The following is a 17,929-nucleotide window of genomic DNA, read 5'->3' as shown; positions in this document are numbered from 1 at the left end:
GTCACCGTCTCCGTCGGCCGATGGCCGTAGCGGCTGGCCGGATGGCTCGCGCACGGTAACCGACGACGACCGCCGAGCCGCCGAGGAGCACCCGTGCCGCCTGAACCCGACCCCGCCGACCGTCTCCCGTTGCGCCGCCGGCTCGTGCCGGTGGTGGCGTTGCTGCTGCTCGCGCCGTGGGCGGCCGAATGCTCGTGGGGCGGGTTCGCCATCGACGACGTCCTCCCGGTGATCATCAGCCTGGGCCCGATGTACGGCGGAGCGGCGATCCTGATCCGGGAGACCGCCCGACGCCTCGGCGCGGGATGGCCGACGATCGTGCTGCTCGCCGCCGCGTTCGGGGTCCTGCAGGCCGGTCTGGTGGACCAGTCGCTGTTCAACCCCGGCTACCTCGACGACACCCAGTACGCCGACACCCGCGCCGCCGCCGAGGCGTCACTGGTGCCGGGGCTGGGGTTCAGCCTCCGGCAGGCGTACGACTACGTGGGCAACCACATCCTGCTGACGATCTGCGCGCCGATCGTGTTCGTGGAGTCGTTCCTCGGCGCGAAGCGGCGGCATCGGCCCTGGCTCGGGCGACCCGGGCTGGCGGTGGTCGGAGTGCTCTACCTGCTCGGCAGCCTGCTGGTCTTCACGTCGCCCGAGGGTCGCAAGAACTTCCTGGCCAGCCCGTTGCAGCTGTTCTTCGCGACGGCGGTCGTCCTCGTCCTGGTCGCGGCGGCCCTGCTGCCCCGCTGGCGTCGTACCCGCCCGCGCCGCGCCCGGCGGGTGCCGCACCCGCTCTGGGTCGGCCTGCTGGTCGTCCTCGCCCACCTCTTCACCGACCCGACACCCGGCTGGCCGGGGGTGGCCGTCGCGCTGGCACTCACCGCCACCGTGGGAGCAGTCGTCGCGTACTGGTCGAGGGGCGCGCGCTGGTCGCAGCGCCACGTACTCGCCGCCGCCTCGGCGAACGTGGTCAGCGCCGCCGCGTTCGCGTACCTGGTGCCGCCCTACTCCCCGGCGAGCCCGGCGGCGGCCCTGGCCGGCGACGTCGCGGTCACCGTCGTCACCGTGGCCCTGGTCTGCGGCGCGTGGTGGCGGCTACGCGGCGATTCGCCCGCTGTTCACGCCGCCGCACGTTGACGTCGGAACGGCTGTGGCGAGCCGGAACAGCAGGGACGGTGGTCAGGACCGGCGACCGGCAGCAGGGCCGGCCTGGATGAGCCGATCCAGGACGTCGCGAGCGGCGGCGAGTCGATCCATGGACGCCGTGATGCGGGCGCGCTCCACCGCCAGCGCGTCGAGGAGCTCCGGGCAGGTGGGGGCCAGCACGGTCACGTCGTCGGGGATGCAGGGAAGGATCTCGGCGATCGCCGCGGTGTTCAAGCCGGCGGACAACAACAGTTGGATGTGCCGCACCGCCCGCAGCGCCTGGGAGTCGTAATGGCGGTAACCGCTCGCGGAACGGGCCGGTCGCAAGAGGCCCTGCTCCTCGTAGTAACGCAGGGCTCGGGGGGTCGTGCCCGCCTCCCGCGCCAGTTCGCTGATCCGCACCCCGACAGCAGATCAGGGCTTGACCTTCACGTCAACGTGAAGGTTTAGCGTCGTCGCTGTGCCTCACTCCAACCTGGACGATCAGCCCGCCGCCGTCGCCGTCCTGGGGCTCGGCCCGATGGGCCGGGCGCTGGCCGCCGCCTCGCTCGCCGCCGGCCACCCCACCGTGCTCTGGAACCGCTCCCCCGCCAAGGCGACCGCCTTGGTGGCCCAAGGGGCGATGCTCGCTCCGACGGTGGCCGACGCGGCGCAGCGGGCATCGGTCGTCATCGCCTGCGTCATCAACTACGACGCGGTCCGCGCCGTGCTGTCGGGGCTCGAACGCCCACCGAGAGGAACATTCGTCAATCTCAGCAGCGGGCACGCAGCCGAGGCACGGGACATGGCGGGCTGGGCAGCGCAGCAGGGCGTCAGATACCTCGACGGGGCCATCCTGACGCCCGCGCCCACCATCGGGACACCAGCCGCGACGATTCTCTACAGCGGTCCGCGAACCCTCTTCGACGAGAGCCTTCCCTGGCTGGAGAGCTTCGGTGGATCCAGCGCCTACCTCGGCGCGGACGCCGGCACGGCAGCAGCGTACGAGATGGCGCTGCTCGACCTGTTCACCATGTCCGTCGGCGGGCTCGCGCACGCCTTCGCCCTGGCCATCACCGAGGGCATCGCCCCGACCGCGTTCGCCCGCTTCGCCCGAGGAATCGGTGGCCTGTTGCCCGACATGGCCGACCGGTTCGCCGACCAACTCACATCCGGGGCCTTCGCCGCCGACATATCCACCATCGCGTCGGCCGGCTCGGCGGTCGGCCACGTCCGGGACGCCGCGGCCGCCCGCGGTGTGGACCCCACGCCGCTACAAGCCGTGCAATCGATCATCGAACGGGCCATCGCGGCGGGCCACGGAGGCGACAGCTACGCCAGGCTGGCCCAGTCGCTGGTACCAGCTGGCGGCACGATCTGACGCTGCCGCGCCGACCGCCCGGCGCCCCTCGATCAGGCGGGCGCCGGGCGGCGCGGTCCTACTTGCCGATCATGACGATGTCGGTCGGGCGTTCGACCGTCACCTCGACGCCGTAGTCGAACAGCTCGAGCGTCGAGGTGATCGTTCCCCGGTCGAGACGGCCCTTCGCCGTCGACTGCCAGGTGGTGGTGAGCGCCACCGTCGCGATCCGGCTGTCGCGGTCCAGCGTGACGTCCCCGGCCGTGCTGGTCGACCCGTCCCGGTCCGCTGTGGTGTACGTAAAGTGCAGCGAGCCGTCCGGGTTCTCGGTGACCGTCGCGTTCGCGCTCTTCAGCGCCGCGAACAGGGCGGCCGGGTCGGGTGCGGCGGCGCCCAGCACGGCGTTCCCGTCGCCCTGCAGCGAGAGGCGGTCGTACCTACCGGGGTACTGCCCGTAGCGGCCGTACGTCTCGCCTGGGCCCTTGTCGGGCGGCAGCTCGCCCTGCGGCCGTTCGGCGCCCTCGTAGCGGGTGCCGTCGATCAGCAGTTCGACCTGGATCGAGTCGTCGTGCGGCACCCGGACGTACCCGGTGGCGGTCCTCGGGTCGAACGCGCCCTCGTACGTCAGCCCGCCCGGACCCGAGTTGGTGAGGCGCATCCGGTAGCTGATGTTCTCGCTGGCGGTGGCCGCCGAGACCAGGCGCAGCGCCGGCGAGACCTGCTCCGGACGCGCGGCCTGGGCGGTGACGCCGGGACGCGCGGGTACGGCGTTCGTCGTCACGGTGATGGCGGTGCCGACGCCCAACGCCAGCAGCGCGCAGGTCGTACCGGCCAGGGCGGTGGCCCGGCGGCGGCGCCCCCGCCGGCCGCGTTCGAGCAGCGCCGGCACGTCCGGGGCGGATTCCGGTTCGCCGTCCACCAGGTCGTGTAGTCCGCGTACCAGACGGTCGTCGATGTCGTTCATGACTGTCACCTGCTCACCGAGTCGAAGGATCTGTTCAGGAGGTGTCGCAACGTGCCCAGCGCCCGGGCGTTCTGGCTCTTGACGGTGCCCAGCGAGCAACCCAGCACCTGGGCGACCTCGCGCTCGCTCAGGTCCTCGTAGTGGCGCAGCACCACGACCGCGCGTTGCTTCGCCGGCAGTGCCAGCAGTGCCCGGCGCAGGACGTCGGCGTCGGGGTCGCCGCCGTCGCCCGGCGCGGCCCGGTCGGGAACGTCCGCGACGAGGCTCTCGCGCCGGCGTCGCCGCCAGATCGAGGTGTGGTTGTTGACCAGCGCCCGGCGTAGGTAGGCGTGCGGGTCGTCGAGCCGGGACAGCCGCCGCCACCGCTCGTAGACCCGGACCAGGGTGTCCTGGAGCAACTCCTCGGCCCGCCACCGGTCGCCGCAGAGCAGCATGGCCAGCCGGATGTGTCGCTCCCACGCCACCTCGACGAACGCGACGTAGGACCGGTCCGTCGCGGACAGCGGTTTCTGTTGGTCGGTCACGCCCCTACCACGCGGCGGGCCCGAAGAAGGTTGTCACGAGCACGCGGCGAACGGCCGGTCGAAGCCCTCGTTATCGTTGACCGCATCCCGGCCCCCATGTTCATCCGCACTCTCTTCGGGATGGGCCCGTGGCAGAAGCGAGATGCTCCATGATCCGTCCCGACGTGTCGAAACTCCGCGCAGATTCGCGGCGGCGAGCCGCAAACCGTCCCCAAGGGCCCGCGTTGACCAAGGTCGAAGACCTCCGTGGACCGAACGGGATCGTTCTGCGCCACTACCGGCCCTCCCAGCGGGCGCGGCCGCTGGTTGTCTTTGCCCACGGTGGCGCCTTCGTCCTGGGTGACCTGGACACCCATGACCGAACCTGTCGCCGCATCGCAGACGCCTGCGACGTCGAGGTGTTGGCCGTCGACTACCGGCGCGCGCCGGAGCATCCCTACCCTGCGGCCATCGAGGACGTGGTGTCGGTGCTCCGCTGGGCGCGCCCGGCAGCGGTTGCCGGGGACAGTGCCGGCGGCTACCTGGCGACCATGGCCTGCCTGCGGCTGCGCGACGCGGGCGATCCCCTGCCCGCCCTTCAGGTCCTGATCTGCCCCCAACACCGACCTGACGTTGTCGCAGGCCAGCATCGTGGAGAAGGGCAACGGTCACGCGCTGGATGCCGACTTCCTCGCCTGGGCAGTCACGCAGTGGACGCCCGAACCTGTCGATCGCGCGCCCGCCAGCCCCTTGCTGGCAGCAGACCTGCACGGCCTGCCCGATGCGCTCATCGTGACCGCCGAGCACGACGCGCTGCGGGATGAGGGCGATGCCTACGCCCACCGGTTGGCGCAGGCCGGCGCACGGGTGGTGCACTGGCAGGAGGCCGGCCTGGAGCACGGCTTCATCCAGAACACCGACCCGGAATCGGCAGAGGCGGCCGCCCAGGACCGGTTGTTCGACGAGCTCGGCGCGCTGATCCGCAGACAGCCCGAGCCGCCGCACGGAAACTGAACTGCCGTTGTTGACCTGCCACCAGCGGACGTCCTGAAGGGCCGATCTCAGTCGGGCAGTTCCGGGCCACCGTCGAGGAGCGGGGCCAGCAGGTCGCCGTACTCCTCGACCCGCTCCAGGACCTCGGCGGCGGTGAACTGGCGGACGGCCGGCTTCCGGCCGCGCGCGCCGGCCTCGACCTCGTCCCAGGTCAGCGGCGTCGACACCGACGGCGTCCGCTGGGCGCGCAGCGAGTACGGCGCGACGGTGGTCTTCGCCGCGTTGTTCTGACTCCAGTCGATGAAGACCTTGCCCGGGCGCAGGTTCTTCGCCATCTTCGACACGATCAGCTTCGGGTGCGCCTTCTCCAACTCCTGCGCGATCCGACGCGCGTAGGCGGAGACGTCGTCGGCGGACTGGGTGCCGGCGATCGGGCAGCAGAGCTGCATGCCCTTCTTGCCGGACGTCTTCGGGTACGAGTCGATGCCGTCGTCGGCGAGCCGGTCGCGCATCAGGACCGCCACCGGGCAGCACTCGGCGAGCCCGGCCGGCGGTCCCGGGTCCAGGTCGACCACCATCATGTCCGGGTGCTCGCCCACCTTCCACTGCGGCGTGTGCAGTTCCAACGCAGCGAGGTTGGCCAGCCAGACCAGGGTGGGCAGGTCGTCGGCGACGACGTAGTCGATGGTCTCCCGGCCCTTCGTCGAGCCGGGCGCCGGCAACGTCTCGACGCGTACCCAGTCGGGGGTCGCGGCCGGTTTGTTCTTCTCGAAGAACGACTTGTCATCCACCCCGTTCGGGAAGCGGATGCGGGTGACCGGCCGGTCGGCCAGGTGCGGCAGCAGCACCGGCGAGATCCGGGTGTAGTAGTCGATCACCTCGCCCTTGGTGAAGCCCACGGCCGGATAGAGAACCTTGTCCAGGTTGGACAGCTCCAGCGCGCGGCCCTCGACGTCCACCCGCAGCTTCTCAGCCGGCATCGTCGACCTCCTCCGGCGGCTTGTCCGGGCGCAGGCGCAGCACCCGGGGGAAGCGCAGCCGGCCGTCGGGGGTGCGCTGGCCGTACTTCACCTCCACCACCACCCGGGGTTCTACCCAGATGGCCCCCCGGGCATCCTCGCGCGGCACGCCCGCCGCGAACGGTGACGCGCCGGTACGCAGCGGCTCCAGCTCGGCGAGGAGCTGCCGTTCGATGGCCGCGCCGATGCCGCCACCGACCCGACCACGGTAGGTCAGCCGGCCGTCCGGGCCGGGCACCCCGACCAGCAGCCCGCCGATCCGACGCGCGCCCGGCCGCCACCCCCCGACGACGAAGTCGCCGGTCACCTCCAGTTTGACCTTCACCCAGTCCGGCGAACGCGCCCCGGGGCGGTAGACGGCGCCCACCCGCTTGGCCATCACCCCCTCCAGACCGTGCTCCCCGGCGGCCTCGTAGGTGGCCGGGCCGTCGGTGAACATCGGCGGCACCGCCCACCGCGCGCCGCCGAGCGCGAGCGCGTCCAGGGCCTCCCGGCGACGCTCGTACGACCAGCCGGTCAGGTCGTCGCCGTTCAGGCGCAGCAGGTCGAAGATCATGTACGTCACCGGCATGACCGCCGCCAGCCGGGCGGCCTTGGCGCGGTCCCGGACGTGCATCCGCTCGGCCAGCGCGGTGAACGACGGCTGCCCACCCTCGCCCAGCAGCACCACCTCGCCGTCGAGCAGCGCGTCGTCGACCTGCTCGGACAGGGTGGCCAGTTCGGGGTACGCGGCGGTGATCTCCACGCCGGAGCGGGCATACAGGTGTTGGGCACCGCCGGAGATGTTGGCGAGCGCCCGGACCCCGTCCCACTTGAACTCGTACGCCCAGCCGTCACCCGCCGGGAGCGGCCCGGTCATCGCGAGCATCGGCTTGAGCGGCGCGCCGGGCACGACCCGACTGTAGTAGCAGGCCGAACACCTCGCGTGGAGTTCCTGCGGATGCGAGCATGGTCGATACCGGGGAAGGGAGCGCAGGATGCGTGCCATCTGGAAGGGAGCCGTGTCGTTCGGGCTCGTCTCGATCGGGGTGAAGCTCTACTCGGCGACCGAGGAGAAGGACATCCGGTTCCACCAGGTGCACCGCGAGGACGGCGGTCGCATCCGCTACAAGCGCACCTGCTCGGTCTGCGGCGAGGAGGTCACCTACGACGACATCGCCAAGGGCTACGACATCGGCGGCGGCGAGATGGTGATCCTCACCGACGAGGACTTCGCCGACCTGCCGCTGACCAGCTCCCGGGCGATCGATGTGCTGGAGTTCGTTCCCGCCGAGCAGGTCGACCCGATCCTCTACAACAAGGCGTACTTCCTGGAGCCGGAGGGCACGGCCACCAAGCCGTACGTGCTGCTGCGGGACGCGCTTCTCGACTCGGAGCGGGTGGCCATCGTCAAGGTGGCGCTGCGCCAGCGGGAACAGTTGGCGACCCTGCGGGTCCGCGAAGGTGTGCTGCTGCTCAACACCATGCTCTGGCCGGACGAGATCCGTACCCCCGACTTCGGTTTCCTCGACGAGGACCTCAAGGTGCGTCCGCCGGAGCTGGCGATGGCCAGCTCCCTGATCGACTCGATGACCGGTGAGTTCGAACCGGACGTCTTCACCGACGACTACCGGGCCGCGTTGCAGGAGGTCATCGACGCCAAGGTGGAGGGTCGGGAGGTCGTCCAGCCGGAGGAGGTCGAGGAGGCACCGGCCGCGGCGGTGGACCTGATGGCCGCGCTGAAGGCCTCGGTGGACCGGGCCCGGGCTGCGCGCGGCGAGCAGCCCGCGCGGGGTGGCGGCGGCGAGCCGACGCCCATCTCGTCGGCCCGGTCGGCGCAGAAGGCGGCCGAGAAGAAGGCCGCCAAGGCGCCCGCGAAGAAGACCGCGACGAAGAAGACCGCCGAGAAGAAGGCGGCCGAGCCGGCGAAGAAGACCGCCGCCAAGAAGACCACCGCGAAGAAGACCGAGCCCGCGAAGAAGACCGCCGCGCGCAAGACCGCACCCCGCAAGAGCGCCTGAGGTACGCGGCACCGACGGTGTCCGCCGGACCGGGTACGCTCCGCCGGCCGTCGGCCACCGGAGGAGCCCTCATGCCGCACACCCCTGACCTGGACCGGTTGTTGACGCCCGGGGCGCGCTTCACCGACGAACACGGCGCGTACCTCGTCGAGGCCCATCCGCTGGTCGACGTCGTACTGCCGACCGGCCGGGTCGTCGGGTGCGATCCGCTGGTCGTGACGGAGGCCGAGCCGTACACGGTGACCGTCGCGCCGGGGCGGTATCCCGCCCGCGCCTGGGTGGCCGTGGTGCTGCGCGAGGACGCCGAGGTGGACCGGCGGGTGGCCGCGCTGGAACTGGTGATCTGCGCCGAGCCGACGACCCGCTGGGAGCAGGCCGTGGTGGGCGACCAGGACGTCGCCGCGCTCGGCGACGACGACTACTTCGGGTACGGCGTGGACGCCGGCGCCGGCACGCTCGCCGACCCGACCGCGCTCGCCGCCCTGGAGAGCTGGGACGAGGAGCGGATCGAGGAGGTCTTCATCCCCGCCGAGCTGCCCTCGTCGCCGGTTCCGGGGCTGATCACGGCCGTGCTGGACGAGGCCACCGGCGCGAACATCGTCACGGTCGCCACGGGCTGGGGCGACGGCTGCTACGGCACCTGGATCGGGCGGACCGCCGACGGGAGGGTCACCTCGTTCGTGACCGACTTCATGGTGGTCTCGGAGTAACGTCCCGCAGACGGCGTTTCTGGGCGATCCGAGTCGTCCACGGCCGGCACGGCGGGCCGCCGGGCGGGTACCGTGTGCGTCGGCTTTCCCCCCGGCACCGGGTGCCGGCCACACCTTCGCAGCAGGGAGTCGACGACGTGAGCGAGCGCACGCAGGAGAACCGGTCGGAGGGCCAGAGCCCGGCGACGAAGGCGGGGCGGCGGCTGGCTGCCCAGTTGGCGGCGCAGAAGGCGGCCGAGGCGAAGCGCCGCCGCCAGGCGTGGGCCGGCGGGCTCGCCGGTATCGCCGTGATGGCGCTGCTCATCGGCGGTTTCGTCTGGATCGACAGCAACCGGGACGACAAGCCCAGCAACGCCTCCGGCGCCAACCCGTCCGCCTCCGCCGCGGCGCCGGACGCCCCCACCGCGCCGCCCGCGGCGCCCGCGCCGCAGCTGCCCGCGGGCGCCGACCCGGCGCTGGGCACCAAGCCGACGGTGAAGGCGGGCACGGGCGAGCTGAAGAAGCTCACGGTCACCCCGATGATCAAGGGCACCGGCCCGGCGGTCAAGAAGGGGCAGAACATCACCACCAACTACGTGGGCGTCTTCTACAAGGACGGCAAGGAGTTCGACTCGTCCTGGAACGCCGGCCAGCCGGCCACCTTCCCGATCGGCGTGGGCCAGGTCATCCCCGGCTGGGACCAGGGTCTGGTCGGCGTGACCGTGGGCAGCCGGGTGCAGCTCGACATCCCGGGCGAGCTGGCGTACGGCAACGACGAGGCCAAGGCCGGCGGCCGTCCGACCGGTCCGCTGCGCTTCGTGGTGGACGTGCTCGCCGCCCAGTGATCCGTCCGGATCGCCCCGGTTGTCGCCCCAGCGCGATGGCTTTGTTCACATGGGGCTTCCTGCCCGTCACCCTCCGGCAGTAGGTTCGGCGTCACCCCGGGCGACCGCAGTCCGGGGTGACGACGCGGACGCGGGACGGTGGAGGTACCTGTGACGGCGCTGGAGGATCTCGGGCGTACCACCCGGATGATGTGGACGTACTTCGAGCCGGTGCACGCGGTCACCTACTTCCACCCTCGGGCCCGCGCCGCGTACGAGGCGGTCGGGCTGCGCGGCTACTGGCGGGGCTACTTCGCCGGTCGGGCCGCGCCGCTGGGCGCCGCCGAGGCCCCTCCGGTCATCGCCGCCTTCTTCAGCTTCGCACCGCCGATGGTGAGTCGGGCCCTGCCCGCGGTGTGGCGGCTGGCCACCCCGCCGGAGGCGTTGCGCGCCCGGCTGACCGGCGCGGTGCAGGCCCTCGCGGAGCTGACCTACGAGCTGCCCGAGGGGCACCTGGCCGAGGCCGCCGACCTGCTGGAGCGGGCCGCCTCGGCGGCGCAGACCGCCGGTCGGGTGCTCGGGGCGGCCAACGCGGCGCTGCCGGTCCGGGAGTACCCCCTCGCCCGGCTCTGGCAGGCCGCGACCACGCTGCGGGAGCTGCGCGGCGACGGACACATCGCCGCCCTGGTGGCTGCCGGCCTGGACCCGGTGGAGACACTGGCCTGGCGCGTCGCGGTGGGCACGTCGGCACAGAACCTGCTCGGCCGGGGCTGGTCCGAGGAGCAGTGGCGGGCCGCCCGCGAGCGGCTGACGCGACGCGGCTGGCTGGCCGGGGACGGCACCCCCACCGACGCCGGCCACGCCGAATTCCAGGCGATCGAGGACGCCACCGACCGGTCTGCCGGGCATCCGTGGCAGGCACTCGGCCCGGGCGACACCGACCGCCTTCGTGAGCTGCTGGAACCCTTGGCCCGGTCCTGCCACACGGTGATCCCGCCCGACAGCCCGATCGGGCTGCCCGCGCTGGCCGGCTGACCGTGGGTCCCGCCGTCGGGCAGGATGGGCCCGTGGTGGATGCGGTGGTCTTCGACCTGGACGGCGTGATCGTGGATTCCGAACCGGTGTGGGAGGAGGTCCGGCGGGCGTATGTGGCGGCACACGGTGGCACCTGGCAGCCCGACACCCAGCGCCGGCTGATGGGCATGAGCACCGGCGAGTGGGCGCACTACCTCAGCGGGGAGTTGGGTGTGCGGCGCACCGCGGGGCAGGTGGCGGACGAGGTGGTGCGGGAGATGGCGCAGCGCTACCGGGAGCACGTGCCGTTGATCGACGGTGCGGACGACGTCGTACGCCGGTTGGCCGCGCGGTGGCCGCTCGGGTTGGCCAGCTCGTCGCCGACCCGGCTGATCGCGGCGGCGCTGGAGGCCACCGGTCTGACCGACGCGTTCGGCGCGACCCTGTCCACCGAGGAGACCGAGCGGGGCAAGCCGGCGCCGGACGTGTACCTGAGCGTCGCGCAGCGCCTGGGCGTCGACCCGGCCCGCTGTGAGGCCGTGGAGGACTCGTCCAACGGCGTACGGTCGGCCGCGGCGGCGGGGATGCGGGTGGTGGCGGTGCCCCACACGTCGTACCCCCTCGATCCGGACGCCGCCGCGCTCGCGGCCGTGACGCTCGGGTCGATCGGCGAGTTGACCCCGCAGCTGATCGACGGTTTGGCATGACGGGATCGGTGCGGGGTACCGCAGCAGGCGGCACGCCGAACGCGTGCCGCGCCGGCCAGCGAGGAGACCACTGATGAAGGCCATCGTGTACGAGCGCACCGGCGATCCGTCGGTGCTGGAACTGGTGGACCGGCCGGTGCCCGAGCCGGGGCCGGGCGAGGTGCTGGTCCGGATGGCGGTCTCGGGGGTGAACCCGACGGACTGGAAGTCGCGCCGGGCGTTCGCGCCGGACGGGTGGCAGATCCCGGGGCAGGACGGCGCGGGTGTCGTCGAGGCGGTCGGCGAGGGGGTCGGCGAGGGGGTCGGCGGCGAGCTGATCGGCGAGCGGGTCTGGATCTGGGAGGCGGCCTGGCAGCGGCCGTGGGGCACCAGCGCGGAGTACACGGTGGTGCCGGTGCGGCAGGCGGTGCCGCTGGGCGACGCCTCGTTCGAGCTGGGGGCGAGCCTGGGCATTCCGTTCCTCACCGCGCACCGCTGTCTGACGGCCGGCGAGTTCATGCCCGACGCGCTACGCGCCGGCGCGCTGGCCGACCACACCGTGCTGGTGCAGGGCGGCGCGGGCGCGGTCGGCAACGCGGCGATCCAGCTCGCCCGCTGGGCCGACGCCACGGTGATCGCCACGGTGAGCAGTGCCGAGAAGGCGCAGCTCGCGGCGTCGGCCGGCGCCTCGTACGTGATCAACTATCGCGAGCAGGACGTGGTCGAAGAGGTCGGCAAGATCGCCCCCGACGGGGTCCACACGATCGTGGAGGTCGCCCCGGCACAGAACGCGGCGATGGACGCGCAGCTGGTCCGCCACGGCGGCGCGGTCTGCGTGTACGCCGACAACGGCGGGACCGAGGTGACGCTCCCGATCCGCCCGCTGTACGTGGTGAACGCCCGGTGGCAGTTCGTGCTGGTCTACACGGAGCCGAAGGCGGCCAAGGCGCAGGGTGTCGTCGACGTCGCGGCGGCCGCCAACCAGGGCGGCATCCGGGTGGGCGCGGACGCCGGTCTGCCGCTGCACCGCTATCCGCTCGCCGACACGGCCGCGGCGCACCAGGCGGTCGAGGACTCGGCGGTCGGCAAGGTGCTGATCACCACCAGCGACGCCTGAACAGGTCGTCGGGCACCGGATTTCCCCGTCACCGGGACAGAGGCGAGCAATTTTCGCAACAATGACGGTGCGGGGTTACCCGCGTGGAGCGGGCGGCCCCGGCGCGGTGCGAACGCCGGGGCCGCCCTCTGGGGAGGAATGTCAGGAGTACTCCTCTGCCCATAGGCGACGGTGCCCGGTCAAACGTTACGGTGCTGTCAGCTCCCGGACAGTCAGGTCACCTTCGGCGTACCGCGAACGGACGACTTTCTTGTCGAACTTGCCCACGCTGGTCTTCGGCACCGTGTCGATGAACGCCCAGCGCTCGGGCAACTGCCAGCGGGCCACCGAGCCGGCCAGGAAGTCACGCAGCTCCTCGGCGGTCACCGAGGCGCCCGCACGGACCACCACGGTCGCCAGTGGCCGCTCGTCCCACCGCTCGTCCGGTACACCCACCACGCACGCCTCCAGCACGGCAGGATGGGCCATCAGCGCGTTCTCCAGCTCGACCGACGAGATCCACTCGCCGCCGGACTTGATCACGTCCTTCGCGCGGTCGGTCAGCGTGATGTACCCGTCCGGGGAGAGCGTGCCGACGTCGCCGGTCCGTAGCCAACCGTCGCGGAACTTCTCCGGATCGGGGGCGTCGTCACCGACGTACCGTGCGGTCACCCACGGCCCACGGACCTCCAGCTCGCCCACGGCCGAGCCGTCGGCGGGCAGCGGCTCGCCCGACGGGCCGACGATCCGCGCCTGCACGCCCGCAGGCACGCGACCCTGCGTGTAGCGGTAGCGCCACGCCTCGTCCCCGGCCACCCCGGCGGGCGGACGCGAGACCGACCCCAGCGGCGACATCTCGGTCATCCCCCAGGCGTGGATGACGTCGATCCTGTGCCGCTCGTCGAACGCGTGCATGAGCGCCGGCGGGCAGGCCGAGCCGCCGACGAGCACCTCGGTGAGCGACGAGCTGTCCACGTCGTGGTCGTCCAGGTACGCCAGCAGGTCGGTCCAGATGGTCGGCACCGCGCCGGCCAGGGTCGGCCGCTCGGCGGCGATCATCTCGGCGATCGGCGCGGCCTGGAGGAACCGGTCCGGCATGATCAGTGACGCGCCGGAGAGGAACGCCGCGTACGGCAGGCCCCACGACATGGCGTGGAACATCGGAACGATGGCCAGCTCCCGGTCGGTCGGCGCCAGACCGAAGCCCTCCGGCATGCAGACCTGCAACGAGTGCAGGTAGATCGACCGGTGCGAGTAGGCGACGCCCTTCGGGTTGCCGGTGGTGCCGGACGTGTAGCAGAGCGCCGCGGCGTCGTGCTCGTCCACCTCCGGCCAGTCGTACACGTCCGGACGGTCGGCGAGCAGCGCGTCCCAGTGGTGCACGGTGATCCGCTCGCCGGCCGCCGCGGTGAGGGGGGTCGGGTCGCCGCCGCCGACCACCACGACGTGCCGCACCGTGGTCAGCTCGCCGATCACGCGGGCCAGCAGCGGAATGAGCGTGCTGTCGACGAGCACCACCCGGTCCTGCGCGTGGTTGGCGATGTAGACGACCTGGTCGGGAAAGAGCCGGATGTTGAGCGTGTGCAGCACCGCGCCCATGCTGGGCACCGCGAAGTAGGCCACCAGATGCTCGTTGTTGTTCCACATGAAGGTGGCGACGCGCTCGTCGCCGGTCACCCCGCACTCGTCGCGCAGCGCGTGCGCCAGCCGGGCCGCCGTGCGACCCACCTCGGCGTACGTCATCCGACGGGGTTCGGCGCCCGTCCAGGTGACCACCTCGGCCGTGCCGTGCACCCCCGCGCCGTGGTCGAGGATGCGGGAGACCTGCAGGGGAGCGGCCATCATCGTGCTACGCATGGGTAACAAGCTAGTGTCGACGGTCACACGTTGGGAACCCCCGTAAATTGTCGCAGGTGAGCATCTCCTGGGCCGACTCGTACGTGGGGCAGTTGCGCGCGCTCGCCGGGGACCGGACGCTGATGTTCGTCGGCGCCCGTGCCGTGGTCAGCGACAACGCGGGGCGCATCCTGCTGATCCAACGCTCCGACAACGGCCAGTGGGCCATGCCCGCCGGGGCCATGGAGCTGGGCGAATCCATCGCCGACTGCGCGGTACGCGAGGTCCGCGAGGAGACCGGGCTGCGGGCGCTCCGGGTCTGCGCGTTCGCGCTCTACACCGGCCCGGACCGGACCAGCACCAACATGTACGGGCACACCTACCAGGTCTTCACCACCGCGTTCAAGGTGGAGGAGTGGGACGGGCAACTGACCCGGGTCACCGACGAGACCACGGACGCGGGCTTCTTCGCCCGTGACCGCTTCCCGTCCCCACTCTCCGCGTCGGTCCTGGAGACCCTGGCCGACCTGGACGTCTTCGAGCAGACGAACCGGCTGATCCTCAAGTAGAGACGTCGGCCTGCTTACTCCGCGTCCGCCACGAAGACGCCCTGCCCCTGCTGGCCGTAGACCAAATTCCGCTCGTGTAGTTCCTTGACGGCACGGTAGGCCGTCGAGCGCGCGACGTTGTAAATCTCGCCTATCTCGGAGACCGACGGCAACTGGTGGCCGGGCGGATACTCCCCAGACTTGATCTTCTGCTCAATGTTGTCGGCGACTCGGCGATAGTGCGGTGGCCTGGTTGGCATGTGGGCTCTCCTGGACTTCAGCGGAGATCATGCTTCCAGCCCACACCCGACCAAGACAACCCGCCGATCCAGCGAAGTGGATACAGTGAGAACTTGACTACAGTGAGACAGTAGATACAGTGAGACAGTAGGCGGACGACTTCTGGACTTCAGCACTCCCGAGTCATCCCGCCTTCCGCTCCGGGAGTTACGACACCGCTCTGCTCCCGGAGCGGACCACTCGCGTCCACCCGGAAGGCGCCGACCATGCCGATCGACGAGCCGGTTTCGAAGGCGACCGAACTGTTCGTGGCGAAGCAGATCCTCGATGCGCACTGGTCCCGGGCGCTCGACCGACCCCGGCAAGTCGGTGGCTGCCTGGAGTGCCGGGGCCGCGACGATTGTCCACAGCTTGACTGGGCAATCGGCCTGATGGCGGACGCCGCGTCGGTGATGTTCCAGAAGTAGATGCGGATCCACCTGGGCGGAACGCGGCAGGTCGCGGGTATGCCAACGAGCGTGATGACTGTGCGACATATTTATGCCTCACAGTCATCACGCTCGTTCGGGAATGCCCGCCGTCGCGGATAGTTTCGGCCAAGCGGCCGAAGGTGGTCAGATCATCGTCTGGGACTTGGCGTTCATGTCGGCGGCGGCCTCTTCCTTGGACTCACGGGTCAGCGGCTTACCGCCCGGTGCGGGAGCCTCACCGCCGAGCGGGTCGGCCCCGCCCTTGGCACCCTGCGGGCCGGCACCCCGCAACTCGCTGTTGGGCATCGCCAGGGTCACCAGCACCGCCACGATGGCGACGAGCCCGGCGGTCAGGAAGACCAGGTGCAGCGACTCCACGAACGACGCCTGGATAGCGGCCCGTACGGCACCGGGCAGCGCCATGATCGTCGCGGGGTCGTTGATCGAGATGTTCGTGCCGCCGCTCGCCGCCACCGCGGCCCGCTGGTCCGGTGGGAGCTGGGCGATCGCACCGGGCAGCCGGTCGGCAAGCTGCGAGTTGAGCCGCGACGAGAGCACCGTGCCGAGGATCGCCACCCCGAACGAACCACCCAGCGACCGGAAGAACGTCGCCGACGAGGTACCGGCGCCCAGGTCGCGGACGGAGACCGCGTTCTGCACCGCGAGGACGAGCGACTGCATGCACAGACCGAGGCCGACGCCGATCACCACCATGAAACCGAACGCCACCCAGAGCGACGTACCCACCTGCAACCGGGTGAACAGCAGCATGCCGACCAGCAGGGTCGCCGCCCCGGCCACCGGGAACCACTTGTACCGGCCGATCCGGCTCATCGCCCGACCGGTGACGATCGAGGTGACGATGATGCCCGCCATCATCGGCAGCATCAGCAGACCGCTGCGGGTCGGCGAGGCGCCCTTGACGATCTGGAGGTACAGCGGGATGAAGATGATCGAACCGAACATCACCAGACCGAGCACGAAGCCGGCCGAGTTGGCCAGCGCGAACGTGGCGCTGCGGAACAGCCGCAGAGGCAGGATCGGCTCGGCGACCCGCGCCTCCTGGAGCACGAACAGGGCGGCCAGCACCGCACCGGCGACGAAGAGACCGATGATCAGCCCGGAACCCCACGGGTACTCATTGCCGCCCCAACTCAGCGCGAGCAGGAGGCTGCTCACACCGGCCACCAGCAGGCCCGCCCCGAGCCAGTCGATCGCGTGGTCCCGCCGCTCGAACGGGATCAGCCGCATCACGTGGTAGCAGACCACGATGGCCAGGATCGCCAGCGGCACGTTGATGTAGAAGATCCACCGCCAGTCGGTCTCGGCGAAATACCCACCGACCAGCGGCCCCGCCACCGACGCGATGCCGAACACCGCGCCGAAGAGCCCCTGGTAGCGGCCCCTCTCCCGAGGTGAGACCACGTCCGAGATGATCGTGAACGCCAGCGTCAGCAGACCACCGGCGCCGAGCCCCTGGATACCGCGCGTGATGATCAGCTGGGTCATGTTCTGCGACAGCCCGGCCAGCAGCGACCCGAGCAGGAACGTGCCGATCGAGAAGAGGAAGACCGGGCGACGCCCGTACAGGTCGGCCATCTTGCCGTACAGGGGCGTCGACGCGGTCGAGGCGAGCAGGTACGCGGTGACCACCCACGAGTAGTGGTTGATCCCGCCCAGCTCACCGACGATCGTCGGCAGGGCCGTTCCGACAATGGTCTGGTCGAGGGCGGCCAGCAGCATGCCGGTCATCAGACCCAGCATGAGCAGCCTGATCTGCTGGCGGTTCAACACCGGTGCAGCGGAGGCGTCGGCAGTCATCAAGCCCTCTTTCCCGCCCACCCCAGAACATGCGCGCAACCCCACCCCTTTGTCGCGGTGATCAAGAGGTTTGCGTCACGACACGCCGGTCGGGATGACGCAAACCTCTTGATCACCGCGGAAGAAGGCGGTCAGGAGGCGGCGAAGGATTTGGTGATCTGGGCGCAGAAGGCGGGGAGGTCGTCGGGGTTTCTGCTGCTCGTTAGGTTGCCGTCTGTTACGCACTCCTCGTCCACCCAGGTCGCGCCGGCGTTGGTCAGGTCCGTGCGCAGGCTGGGCCACGAGGTGATCTTCCGGCCGCGCACCACGCCCGCCTCGATCAGCGTCCACGGGCCGTGGCAGATCACCCCGACCGGCTTGCCAGCCTCGAAGAACGCCTTCACGAACCGCACCGCGTCCGGATCCGACCGCAGGAAGTCCGGGTTCGCCACCCCTCCGGGCAGCACGAGCGCGTCGTACCCGGCGGCGTCCGCCTTGTCCGCGGTGACGTCCACGTCGTACGTCTTCGACTGGTCGAGGTGGTTGAAGGACTGAATGGAACCGGGCTTGAGCGAGACCAGCTCCACGGTCGCGCCGGCGTTCTCGACCGCCTCGCGCGGCTGGACGTACTCGACCTCCTCGACACCGTCCGTGGCCAGGAAGGCAATCCTCTTACCCTGCAATGTCGCTGCCATCTCGGTACAACTCCTCTCCGGGGTTACTCAGTTCCCTTCCCGCGCCCTACCGCCCGAAACACCCCACGAGGGGCGTCAC

19 protein-coding genes and 1 pseudogene are annotated in these 17,929 nt (G+C 71.1%); 11 read left to right on the top strand and 9 right to left on the bottom strand.

Annotated elements, in window-relative coordinates:
• The first annotated feature begins 93 nt into the window (after positions 1–93).
• Entirely contained in the window at positions 94–1,125 is a 1,032-nt protein-coding gene (locus ACLQ25_RS14520; protein WP_425731396.1) for a hypothetical protein, read from the top strand.
• A gap of 42 nt (positions 1,126–1,167) precedes the next feature.
• Here ACLQ25_RS14520 and ACLQ25_RS14515 read toward each other — a convergent pair whose 3' ends face one another.
• Entirely contained in the window at positions 1,168–1,536 is a 369-nt protein-coding gene (locus ACLQ25_RS14515; RefSeq protein ID WP_425731395.1) for a MerR family transcriptional regulator, read from the bottom strand.
• Positions 1,537–1,594: 58 nt separating this feature from the next.
• Between ACLQ25_RS14515 and ACLQ25_RS14510 the strand changes: the two genes are divergently transcribed.
• A complete protein-coding gene (locus tag ACLQ25_RS14510; protein WP_425731394.1) occupies positions 1,595–2,494 on the top strand; it encodes an NAD(P)-dependent oxidoreductase in 900 nt (299 codons plus the stop codon).
• Between the two features lie 58 nt (positions 2,495–2,552).
• On the opposite strand, the gene ACLQ25_RS14505 is transcribed toward ACLQ25_RS14510, so the two are convergent.
• Both ACLQ25_RS14505 and ACLQ25_RS14500 read right to left on the bottom strand, forming a co-directional pair.
• A complete protein-coding gene (locus ACLQ25_RS14505; protein WP_425731393.1) occupies positions 2,553–3,437 on the bottom strand; it encodes a hypothetical protein in 885 nt (294 codons plus the stop codon).
• A gap of 5 nt (positions 3,438–3,442) precedes the next feature.
• Complete coding sequence (locus ACLQ25_RS14500) at positions 3,443–3,961, bottom strand: SigE family RNA polymerase sigma factor (protein WP_425731392.1); 519 nt, start codon at positions 3,959–3,961, stop codon at positions 3,443–3,445.
• Positions 3,962–4,110: 149 nt separating this feature from the next.
• Here ACLQ25_RS14500 and ACLQ25_RS14495 point away from each other — a divergent pair.
• Positions 4,111–4,954, top strand: a pseudogene (locus tag ACLQ25_RS14495) (alpha/beta hydrolase).
• 47 nt (positions 4,955–5,001) lie between these two features.
• Here ACLQ25_RS14495 and ligD (ACLQ25_RS14490) read toward each other — a convergent pair.
• Together ligD (ACLQ25_RS14490) and ligD (ACLQ25_RS14485) are read right to left on the bottom strand one after the other, a co-directional pair.
• The gene (gene ligD, locus ACLQ25_RS14490) at positions 5,002–5,913 is read right to left on the bottom strand and encodes a non-homologous end-joining DNA ligase (protein WP_425731391.1); all 912 of its coding nucleotides are present in this window, start codon (positions 5,911–5,913) and stop codon (positions 5,002–5,004) included.
• Positions 5,903–6,844, bottom strand: coding sequence for a non-homologous end-joining DNA ligase (gene ligD, locus ACLQ25_RS14485; protein ID WP_425731390.1), 942 nt, complete (start codon positions 6,842–6,844; stop codon positions 5,903–5,905). Before ligD (ACLQ25_RS14485) ends, ligD (ACLQ25_RS14490) begins: the two co-directional genes overlap by 11 nt.
• Before the next feature lie 85 nt (positions 6,845–6,929).
• Here ligD (ACLQ25_RS14485) and ACLQ25_RS14480 point away from each other — a divergent pair, with 85 nt between their 5' ends.
• The 6 genes from ACLQ25_RS14480 (at position 6,930) to ACLQ25_RS14455 (ending at position 12,282) form a co-directional block, all read left to right on the top strand.
• Positions 6,930–7,952 carry a Ku protein gene (locus tag ACLQ25_RS14480; RefSeq protein WP_425731389.1) on the top strand — a complete coding sequence of 341 codons (1,023 nt, stop codon included), beginning with the start codon at positions 6,930–6,932 and terminating at the stop codon, positions 7,950–7,952.
• Between the two features lie 71 nt (positions 7,953–8,023).
• Positions 8,024–8,662, top strand: coding sequence for a DUF4241 domain-containing protein (locus ACLQ25_RS14475; RefSeq protein WP_425731388.1), 639 nt, complete (start codon positions 8,024–8,026; stop codon positions 8,660–8,662).
• A gap of 101 nt (positions 8,663–8,763) precedes the next feature.
• Positions 8,764–9,486, top strand: coding sequence for an FKBP-type peptidyl-prolyl cis-trans isomerase (locus ACLQ25_RS14470; protein ID WP_425731438.1), 723 nt, complete (start codon positions 8,764–8,766; stop codon positions 9,484–9,486).
• Positions 9,487–9,675: 189 nt separating this feature from the next.
• A complete protein-coding gene (locus ACLQ25_RS14465; RefSeq protein WP_425731437.1) occupies positions 9,676–10,500 on the top strand; it encodes an SCO6745 family protein in 825 nt (274 codons plus the stop codon).
• A 32-nt stretch (positions 10,501–10,532) separates the two neighbouring features.
• A complete protein-coding gene (locus tag ACLQ25_RS14460) occupies positions 10,533–11,186 on the top strand; it encodes an HAD family hydrolase (protein ID WP_425731387.1) in 654 nt (217 codons plus the stop codon).
• Positions 11,187–11,259: 73 nt separating this feature from the next.
• Positions 11,260–12,282: an NADPH:quinone reductase gene (locus ACLQ25_RS14455; protein WP_425731386.1), complete on the top strand. Its 1,023-nt coding sequence runs from the start codon at positions 11,260–11,262 to the stop codon at positions 12,280–12,282.
• Positions 12,283–12,468: 186 nt separating this feature from the next.
• Here the strand turns inward: ACLQ25_RS14455 and ACLQ25_RS14450 are convergent, their stop codons facing one another.
• A complete protein-coding gene (locus tag ACLQ25_RS14450) occupies positions 12,469–14,103 on the bottom strand; it encodes a long-chain fatty acid--CoA ligase (RefSeq protein WP_425731436.1) in 1,635 nt (544 codons plus the stop codon).
• Between the two features lie 71 nt (positions 14,104–14,174).
• Here ACLQ25_RS14450 and ACLQ25_RS14445 point away from each other — a divergent pair, with 71 nt between their 5' ends.
• Positions 14,175–14,666, top strand: coding sequence for an NUDIX domain-containing protein (locus tag ACLQ25_RS14445; RefSeq protein WP_357123791.1), 492 nt, complete (start codon positions 14,175–14,177; stop codon positions 14,664–14,666).
• Between the two features lie 14 nt (positions 14,667–14,680).
• On the opposite strand, the gene ACLQ25_RS14440 is transcribed toward ACLQ25_RS14445, so the two are convergent.
• Entirely contained in the window at positions 14,681–14,905 is a 225-nt protein-coding gene (locus ACLQ25_RS14440; RefSeq protein WP_425731385.1) for a GntR family transcriptional regulator, read from the bottom strand.
• 246 nt (positions 14,906–15,151) lie between these two features.
• On the opposite strand from ACLQ25_RS14440, the gene ACLQ25_RS14435 reads away from it, so the two are divergent.
• Positions 15,152–15,352 (top strand): hypothetical protein, encoded by a 201-nt coding sequence (locus ACLQ25_RS14435; RefSeq protein ID WP_425731384.1) that lies wholly within the window; start codon positions 15,152–15,154, stop codon positions 15,350–15,352.
• Positions 15,353–15,499: 147 nt separating this feature from the next.
• On the opposite strand, the gene ACLQ25_RS14430 is transcribed toward ACLQ25_RS14435, so the two are convergent.
• Positions 15,500–17,176, bottom strand: coding sequence for an MDR family MFS transporter (locus tag ACLQ25_RS14430; RefSeq protein ID WP_425731383.1), 1,677 nt, complete (start codon positions 17,174–17,176; stop codon positions 15,500–15,502).
• A gap of 131 nt (positions 17,177–17,307) precedes the next feature.
• Positions 17,308–17,850, bottom strand: coding sequence for a type 1 glutamine amidotransferase domain-containing protein (locus ACLQ25_RS14425; protein WP_425731382.1), 543 nt, complete (start codon positions 17,848–17,850; stop codon positions 17,308–17,310).
• Between the last annotated feature and the right edge of the window lie 79 nt (positions 17,851–17,929).

This window comes from Micromonospora sp. DT44 (genome assembly GCF_049841635.1).
Lineage (GTDB): Bacteria > Actinomycetota > Actinomycetes > Mycobacteriales > Micromonosporaceae > Micromonospora.
This window is presented reverse-complemented; position numbering and strand designations above follow the sequence as displayed.